Origin of the sequence: Roseicyclus sp., from assembly GCF_052168335.1 — a bacterium.
Taxonomy (GTDB): domain Bacteria; phylum Pseudomonadota; class Alphaproteobacteria; order Rhodobacterales; family Rhodobacteraceae; genus Roseibacterium.
Window position 1 is genome coordinate 1 of the sequence record NZ_JBQLZP010000348.1, and the last position, 6,726, is coordinate 6,726.

General features: G+C 73.2%; 9 protein-coding genes. 7 read left to right on the forward strand and 2 right to left on the reverse strand.

The annotated features are described in order from the left end of the window. The 6 genes from ACTS11_RS10785 to ACTS11_RS10810 all read left to right on the forward strand — a co-directional run. Positions 1-162 (forward strand): DUF1611 domain-containing protein (locus tag ACTS11_RS10785; RefSeq protein WP_442640324.1); only part of this gene is annotated, 162 nt, incomplete at its 5' end. Then, positions 159-1,121 (forward strand): N-acetyl-D-Glu racemase DgcA, encoded by a 963-nt coding sequence (gene dgcA, locus ACTS11_RS10790; protein ID WP_442640316.1) that lies wholly within the window; start codon positions 159-161, stop codon positions 1,119-1,121. The genes ACTS11_RS10785 and dgcA, both read left to right, overlap by 4 nt. Before the next feature lie 4 nt (positions 1,122-1,125). Further along, positions 1,126-1,740, forward strand: a complete 615-nt coding sequence (locus ACTS11_RS10795; protein WP_442640317.1) for an exonuclease — start codon at positions 1,126-1,128, stop codon at positions 1,738-1,740. A gap of 72 nt (positions 1,741-1,812) precedes the next feature. Further along, a complete protein-coding gene (locus ACTS11_RS10800) occupies positions 1,813-2,400 on the forward strand; it encodes a LysE family translocator (protein WP_442640318.1) in 588 nt (195 codons plus the stop codon). A 50-nt stretch (positions 2,401-2,450) separates the two neighbouring features. After that, entirely contained in the window at positions 2,451-2,990 is a 540-nt protein-coding gene (locus ACTS11_RS10805; RefSeq protein ID WP_442640319.1) for a DUF421 domain-containing protein, read from the forward strand. Positions 2,991-3,041: 51 nt separating this feature from the next. Further along, positions 3,042-3,908, forward strand: a complete 867-nt coding sequence (locus tag ACTS11_RS10810; RefSeq protein ID WP_442640320.1) for a D-amino-acid transaminase — start codon at positions 3,042-3,044, stop codon at positions 3,906-3,908. A 94-nt stretch (positions 3,909-4,002) separates the two neighbouring features. Here the strand turns inward: ACTS11_RS10810 and ACTS11_RS10815 are convergent, their stop codons facing one another. Both ACTS11_RS10815 and ACTS11_RS10820 read right to left on the reverse strand, forming a co-directional pair. Beyond that, a complete protein-coding gene (locus tag ACTS11_RS10815) occupies positions 4,003-4,497 on the reverse strand; it encodes a VOC family protein (protein ID WP_442640321.1) in 495 nt (164 codons plus the stop codon). Between the two features lie 10 nt (positions 4,498-4,507). Further along, the gene (locus tag ACTS11_RS10820) at positions 4,508-6,310 is read right to left on the reverse strand and encodes a Y-family DNA polymerase (RefSeq protein WP_442640322.1); all 1,803 of its coding nucleotides are present in this window, start codon (positions 6,308-6,310) and stop codon (positions 4,508-4,510) included. Between the two features lie 83 nt (positions 6,311-6,393). Here ACTS11_RS10820 and ACTS11_RS10825 point away from each other — a divergent pair. Continuing rightward, a partial coding sequence (locus tag ACTS11_RS10825; RefSeq protein WP_442640323.1) for an MOSC domain-containing protein occupies positions 6,394-6,726 on the forward strand: 333 nt, incomplete at its 3' end.

A 6,726-nucleotide genomic window follows, 5' to 3' on the forward strand; every position in this document is an offset into this window, starting at 1 on the left:
CCGAAGGCGGAGGTCGTCGGCATCTCGATCAACACCGCCGCCATGGGCGAGGACGAGGCGCTGTCCCATCTCGAGGCGGTGGAGAAGCGGATGGGCCTGCCGGCCGTCGATCCGTTCCGGCAGGGGGCCGCGCGGCTCTGCGACGCGCTGGACGCGCTGTGATCTCGGTCACGCGGGACACGTTCCGGCTGGCGCAGGCCTTCACCATCTCGCGCGGCTCGCGGACGGAGGCGCAGGTGCTGACCGTGCGCGTCACGCGGGAGGGCGTGACGGGCCGGGGCGAATGCGTACCCTACGCCCGCTACGGCGAGACGCTGGACAGCGTGGCGGAGGCGATCGAGGCGCTTCCGGGCGACATCACGCGGGAGGGCTTGCAGGAGGCGTTGCCTGCGGGTGCCGCACGGAACGCGGTCGATTGCGCGCTCTGGGACTGGGAGGCGAAGCGCGCGGGGCGGCCCGTCCACGCGCTCGCGGGCCTGCCGACGCCGGGGCCGGTGACGACGGCCTACACCCTGTCGCTCGACACGCCCGAGGCGATGCGCGCGGCGGCGGCCGGGCAGGGGCACCGCCCGCTCCTGAAGATCAAGCTCGGCACGCCCGACGACATGCCCCGGCTCGAGGCGGTGCGGGAAGGCGCGCCCGCCACGCGGATCATCGTCGACGCGAACGAAGGCTGGACGGCCGAAGTCTACACGGACCTTGCGCCGCATCTCCTGCGCCTCGGCGTTCAGGTGGTGGAGCAGCCGTTGCCCGCCGGTCAGGACGATCTCCTCCGGGAGATCGCGCGGCCGCTTCCCGTCTGCGCCGACGAGAGCTGCCACGACCGCGCCAGCCTGCCGGACCTCGTCGGCAAGTACGACATGGTCAACATCAAGCTCGACAAGACCGGCGGTCTGACCGAGGCGCTCGCGCTCAGGGCCGAGGCCGAGGCGATGGGCTTCCGCGTCATGGTGGGCTGCATGGTCGGCTCGTCGCTGGCGATGGCGCCCGCCATGCTGGTGGCGCAGGGCGCGGAGATCGTGGACCTCGACGGGCCGCTCCTTCTTGCAGAAGATCGCGAGACACCGCTGCGGTTCGAGGGGTCCGTGATTTATCCAGCGAATCCTTCACTCTGGGGGTAGGCCCATGCGCGAGGTCGTCGTCTTCGACTGCGAGCACCTGACGAACGAGACCTCGCCCAGCCGCTTCTGGTGCGGGCCCGACGATCCCGACCCGCTGCTCGTGCAGATCGGCGCGGTGCGGCTGTCGCTGGAGGCGCCCTTTGCGCTCGGGGACAGTTTCGACTGCATCGTGGCCCCGGTCGGACGCGACGGGCCGGTGACGCCGTCGGACTTCTTCACGCGGCTCACCGGCATCGACGCGGCACGGATCGCACGCGAGGGTCTCCCGCTGGCCGAGGCGCTGGAGCGGTTCGCGGCCTTCGCGGGCGACGCGCCGCTGTGGAGCTGGGGCAAGGACGAGATCACCTCGATCGCGCCGGCCTGTTTCGTGGCGGGCATCGTCTCGCCCGTTCCGGCCGCCCGCTTCGGCAATGCCGCAGCACTTCTCCTGAAGGCGGGTGTCCCGCTCGAGACCATTCACGGCCTCCGCAGCCACAGGATCGCGGCGCATTTCGGCCTGTCGCCGGAGGCGCAGGCGCATGACGGCCTGGCCGATGCCCGTGCCGTTGCAAGGGTCCTGGCGCATCTCCTGGCCGAGGGACGGCTGGCCGCATCGGACGTCGCGCGAACGGGCGGCTGAAGCCGCAGCTTCCGGGTCGCCCGGAGGGGCGCCGCCATGGCACGCCTTCGGACACCATCCCCGGAGGCCCCCATGTCCGAAACGCTCGCGCTCCTCGTCTTCCTCCTGCCGCTGGCCTACAGCCCGGGGCCGGGGAACATGGTCTTCGCCGCCAACGGCGCGCGCTTCGGCCTCGCCGCGACGCTGCCCGCGAGCGCGGGGTATCACCTCGCGACGTGGCTCGTGACGGCGGGGATCGGCCTCGGCCTCGTGGGGATCGTCGCGCAAGCGCCCGGGGCGGCGCGCGCGATGCAACTCGTCGGCGCGGCCTACGTGCTCTGGCTCGCGGTCCGCATCGCGTCATCCGGCGCCATGGCGGGCGGGCCGGAGGCGCGACCGCTCGGGGCGGGAGGCGGCGCGCTCCTCCTCCTCGTGAACCCGAAGGCGTATCTCATCATCGCGCTCATGTTCTCGCAGTTCCTGCCGGGCGAGGGCAGCGTCGCCGCCGTCCTCTGGATCGCGACGGTCTTCACGCTGAACAACCTCCTGGCCTTCACGGCCTGGACCGTCGCGGGCGAATGCCTCGCCCGTCTCTTCCTCTCCGGGCGCGAGGGGCGATGGCTGAACGTCGGGTTCGGCCTGACGCTCGGTGCGGTGGCCGTCTGGATGCTCCTCGCCTGAACCCCGACGGGCGCGCGGCGCGTTGGTGCGGCGGACGGAGGGAGAAAGCCATGATGGACCCGGACGCGGGCCTCGCCCTGATCGCCCTTCGGGGCGCGATTCTCGCCGCGGTGGCGATGGTCTGGATCATCGCGCTGACGCGGGTGGTGGGACTCAGGTCCTTCTCGAAGATGACGACCTTCGACTTCGTGATGACCGTGGCGATGGGCTCGCTCCTGGCCGGGGCGTCGCGGTCGACGGGTTGGGACGGGTTCACGCAGGCGCTGGCGGCGATGGCGGGGCTCTTTTTGGCGCAATGGGGCATCGCCCGGCTGCGCTTCGCCTCCGAGCGATTGGAGGAGGCGATCCAGAACACGCCGGTGGTGCTGATGCGCGACGGGCGGATCGACCAGGAGGCGCTCGACCTCACGCGGGTGGACCGCAAGGACCTGATCGCGAAGCTGAGGGAAGCGAACGTCCACGACATGGACGCCGTCAGGTTCGTGGTGCTGGAGACGACGGGCGACATCTCGGTCATCCAGGGGGGCGCGGTGGAGGATACGCTGCTCGAGGGCACCCGAAGGGTCGGCGGCGGCGCCGGGCGCTCTTGACCGGGCGCGGGCGACGCGGGACACAGGCGGCGCAACACCGGAGGTCCGCCCATGTCCCAAGCCACGTCCAGAACCGTCTACGTCAACGGCGCGTACCTGCCCGAGGAAGAGGCCAAGGTCTCGGTCTTCGACCGCGGTTTCCTCTTCGCCGATGGCGTCTACGAGGTGACGAGCGTGCTCGGCGGCAAGCTGATCGATTTCGACGGGCATGCGGCGCGGCTGAAGCGGTCGCTCTCGGAACTCGACATGGCGGAGCCCGTCGGGACGGACGAGTTGCTGGAGATCCACCGGGAGCTCGTGGCGCGGAACGGGGTCGAGGACGGGCTGATCTACCTGCAGGTCACGCGTGGCGCGGCGGACCGCGACTTCGCCTATCCGAAGGACGCGACGCCGACCCTCGTGCTCTTCACGCAGTCGAAGCCGGGCCTCGCCGAGAACCCGGTGGCGAAGACGGGGATCAAGGTGATCTCCATCGCGGACCAGCGCTGGGGCCGGCGCGACATCAAGACGGTGCAGCTCCTCTATCCGTCGATGGGCAAGATGATGGCCAAGGCCGCGGGCGCCGACGACGCCTGGATGGTCGAGGACGGTTTCGTGACCGAGGGCACCTCGAACAACGCCTACATCGTGAAGGACGGCGTGATCGTCACGCGGCACCTCGGCACCGAGATCCTGCACGGGATCACGCGGGCGGCCGTCCTGCGCTTCGCACGCGAGGCGCAGATGCGGGTCGAGGAGCGGCCTTTCACGGTGGAGGAGGCGAAGGCCGCCGACGAGGCCTTCATCACCTCGGCCTCGGCCTTCGTGATGCCGGTGGTCGAGATCGACGGCGCCGCGCTGGGCGAAGGCCGGCCGGGACCGGTCGCCACGCGGCTGCGCGAGGTCTATCTCGACGAGATGCGCAAGGTCGCGATCTGAGGGGGGGCGCGTCGCGCGGGGTTTCGCCACCTGCGGCGGCGACCCGGGGCGAGGGGGTTTCGCCGCCTGCGGCGGCGACCGGGGCGAGGGGGTTTCACCCCCTCGCGCTCCCCCGCGTATTTGGAGAAAGATGAAGGGATCGGGGCGGTTCGAGGTTCGGGTCATGGGCCACGAGCTCGACGGTGTTGCCCTCGGGGTCCTGCGTGAAGACGCCGCGCCAGCCGATCCAGCCGAAGTGCTCGACCCGGTAGGGAATGCCCTTCGCCTCGTACCAGCGGATCGCGGCCTCCTGTTCCGCGAAGGGGAGGCTGAGCGCGATGTGGTGGAGGGAGGAGCGGGCGCCGGTTTCGGGGGCGGTTTCGGGGGCGGGAGCGTCGGGACCCGTGCCGAGGGTCCTGTCGAAGAGGGCGAGGACGGTGGTGTGGCCGGCGACGCCCTCGGCGATGCGGAAGAACACGATGTCGGGGCTGGCGTTGCCTTGCAGCCGCTCGAGGCCGAGGATGTCCTCGTAGAAGGCCGTCATCGCGGCGAGGTCGGCGCAACGGATCGCGACCTCGCCGAGGCCCTGCACCCGGAAGCCCCTGTCCATCGCCCTCTCCTCACCCGAAATCGCCATGGGCGAACCAGCCCCCGCCGGTGCCGCCCGGCGCGGTGTCGCCATGAGCGTAGCAGAGCCAGAGCGCCGCGCCATCCTCGGTGACCACGCGCCAGTAGTCGCGCACGCCCGAGCGCCAGTCGGGGTCGTCGAGCCACCATTCGGGCGCGATCCGTTCGGGCCCCGCGGCGGACAGGGTGCGAAGCCGCCGGCCGCGCCAGGCGAATTCGCCGGGCGGGTCGGGGTCGTCCGGGGCGCGCAGCGGCTCGGGACGGAAGAGGGTGAGCGGGCGCGGGCGGGGCGGCTCGGGCCAGTCGGCCGCGGGCTCGGACCAGGCGGCGGCGAGGATGGCGGCGGTCTTCTCGGGGATGTGGCTGTCGGCGGGGCGGGCGCGGGTGATCGCCTCGAGACCGACGCGCGCGCCGATCCGGGCGACGAGGTCGGCCACGTCCTGCGTGTCGCCGCGAGGGGCGCCGGCCTCGGCGCTGACGGCCCAGCCGCCCTTGTGCTCGGCGGCGTGAACCGGCTCGGTCAGGGGGGCGGAGAGGCGCAGGCGGTCGATGCCGAAGCCCGCGTCGATGGCGCCCGTCTTCAGCTCGAAGAGGGGGCGAAGCTGGTCGGGGCGGTCGGCGGGGCGGGCGAGGCCCACCTCGACGACCTGCATCCCGCCGTCGGTGCGCGAGCACTCCAGCCGCACGCGCCGCGCACCGCGGCCCTGGGCGCGCATCTTGCCGCAGAGGATGGGCATGAGGCGGTCGAGGCCCGCGAGGATGTCGGCCTCGAGGCCGATGGGCTCGGGCAGGCTGAGCCGGACGGCGAAGTGGAGGGGGGCGCCGGCGGGCGAGATCGGCTCGGGCTCGACCCCGAGGGCCTGGTCTAGGCGGCGGACGAGGTCGGCCCCGAAGCGGCGCGCGAGGCCCGCGCGCGGCATGCCGACGAGGTCGCCGATGCGGCGGAGGCCGAGGCGGGCGAGGCCTTCCGCCGTTTCGGGCGCGACGCGAAGCGCCGCGACGGGGAGCGCCGCCAGCGCCTGCCGCGTGGCGCCGGGGGGCGCGATGCGGGGCTCGGCCCGCGCGGGGAGAGGTGTGCCGGGTTCGTGCTGCGCCGGGGGCGGTGTGCGGGGTTCGCCCGGCGCGGGGGTCGGTGTGCGGGCTTCGCCCTGCGCCGGGGTCGGTGTGCGGGCTTCGCCCTGCGCCGGGGTCGGTGTGCGCGCGCTTCCGCCCTTCGTCCAGTGCCGCCGTCCGGCACGGGAGCGGGTGGCGCGCGCCTCCTGGTCGATGGCGTCGCCGGTGTGGACCGGGGCCGTCGCGCCCTTCACGAACCGGGCGAGCGCCCAGGCGGCGCCGGGGGTGTCGGCGATGCCCGCCCGCACCGTGAGGCCGAGATCGGCGCAGTCCGCCTCCACCTGCGAGAAGAGCGCCGCCTCGCCGCCGAAGAGGTGGGCGCAGCCGGTGAGGTCGATCGTCAGGCCCTCGGGCGCCTCCTCGGCCACCCAGGGGCTGAACTTGCCCGCCCAGCGGCGGAGCGCGGCGAGGAAGGCGGCCTCGCCGGAGGGATCGGCGGGGCGGGTGACGAGGTCGGGGCAGAGGGTGACCGCCTCGCTCAGCGGCTGGCCGCGGTGGAGGCCGCGCGCCTCGGCGGCGGCGGTGAGGGCGGCGACGAGACGCAGGTTGCCCGTCTCCGACACCACGGCGAGCGGGGTTTCGGAAAGCGCGGGCTCGAGCCGCAGGACGCGCTCGGCGGCGAGGCGGGGGAACCACAGCGACAGGATGCGCCGGGTCCGCGTGTCGGGACGGGTCGGGGGCATGGCGCCAGCTTGTTCGTGCTTTGTTCCGATCCTAGCGCCGGGCGGGGTGGGAGTCGAGTCCGCCCCGCGCTATCTCGTGGCGCATGGAGAGCCTCGAAAGCCTGACCTCGCGCCATGCGCAAAGCGGACGCCTCGCGTGGATCGGGCTCCGGCCCGCGCGGCTGGCGGAGGTGCTGGCCGTGGCGGCGGCCGAGATGCGCGCGGAGGGGCTGGAGGGCGACCACGGGCGCGCAGGCAAGCGGGCGGTGACGCTGATCCAGGCCGAGCATCTGCCGGTGATCGCGGCGCTGGCGGGCCTTGCGGAGATCGCGCCCGAGACGCTGCGGCGGAACCTCGTCGTCTCGGGGATCAACCTCGGCGCGCTGCGCGGGCGGGAGTTGCGGGTCGGCGCGGCCGCCCTGCGGATCACCGGGCCC